Raw genomic sequence first — 929 nt, 5'->3', positions numbered from 1 at the left:
ATCCTAAAAAAGGCCTCGGCCTTCTTCGCCCGCGAACTGAAGTGATCTATCACGCAGTCAGCGCGTTGCAGAAGAAGGCCGTATCGATCAGCCGCGCCTGCCGGGTATTGGGCGTGAGCCGTGCCGGCTATTACGCGAACCGCCAGCGCCGGTCTGATACAAGGATCAGGGAGCGAGCCTATGTGCGGGCAGCCTTCGAGGGCAGCGGGCAGACCTACGGCAGCCGCCGTGTCGCGCTGGCGGTGCAGCAGCAGGGAATCAAGATTGGCCGCTACCGGGCGCGCACGCTGATGCGCCAGGCGGGGCTGCATCCGGTCTGGAAGCGCAAGTTTGTGGCAACGACCAACAGTCGGCACGACCGACCGGTGGCCGAGAACGTTCTGAATCGCCAGTTCCGGCCGGCGCAGCCGGATCAGGCCTGGGTCTCGGACATGACCTATATCCGCACCGTGCAGGGCTGGCTGTATCTGGCCGTGGTGCTGGACCTGTACTCACGCAAGGTGGTGGGCTGGGCCATGGCGCCGGCGATGCCGGCGGCCTTGCCAGTGCAGGCCCTTCGGATGGCGATCCAGCAGCGCAACCCTGCGCCCGGTCTGGTGGTGCACTCGGACCGGGGCAGCCAATACGCCAGCCTGGAATACCAGGCGGTGCTGTCCCGTCACGGCCTGGTTTGCAGCATGAGCCGATTGGGCGACTGTTGGGACAACGCGGTGGCCGAGCGCTTCTTCCTGAATCTGAAGATGGAGCGGGTCTGGCAGCGGCGCTATATGGACCGAGCCGAAGCACAGCGCGACATCACCCAGTACATCGTTGGCTTCTATAACCCGGTACGGCTGCACTCCACACTGGACTACCAGTCACCACAGCACTACGAGGACAAGTTCCACCAGACCACCTAAACACCTGTCTGAAAAAACTTGACCACTACA

General features: G+C 63.3%; 1 protein-coding gene. It reads left to right on the top strand.

Translation table 11 applies throughout. From position 1 onward, the window contains the following. Positions 1-899: IS3 family transposase (locus K6V06_RS20570; protein ID WP_222245983.1), on the top strand; the 899-nt coding region annotated here is incomplete at its 5' end. Between the last annotated feature and the right edge of the window lie 30 nt (positions 900-929).

Origin of the sequence: Cupriavidus sp. AU9028 (assembly GCF_019795295.1) — a bacterium.
Taxonomy (GTDB): domain Bacteria; phylum Pseudomonadota; class Gammaproteobacteria; order Burkholderiales; family Burkholderiaceae; genus Cupriavidus.
The sequence above is the reverse complement of the archived record's forward strand: the minus strand, read 5'-3'. Positions and strand labels throughout refer to the sequence as shown.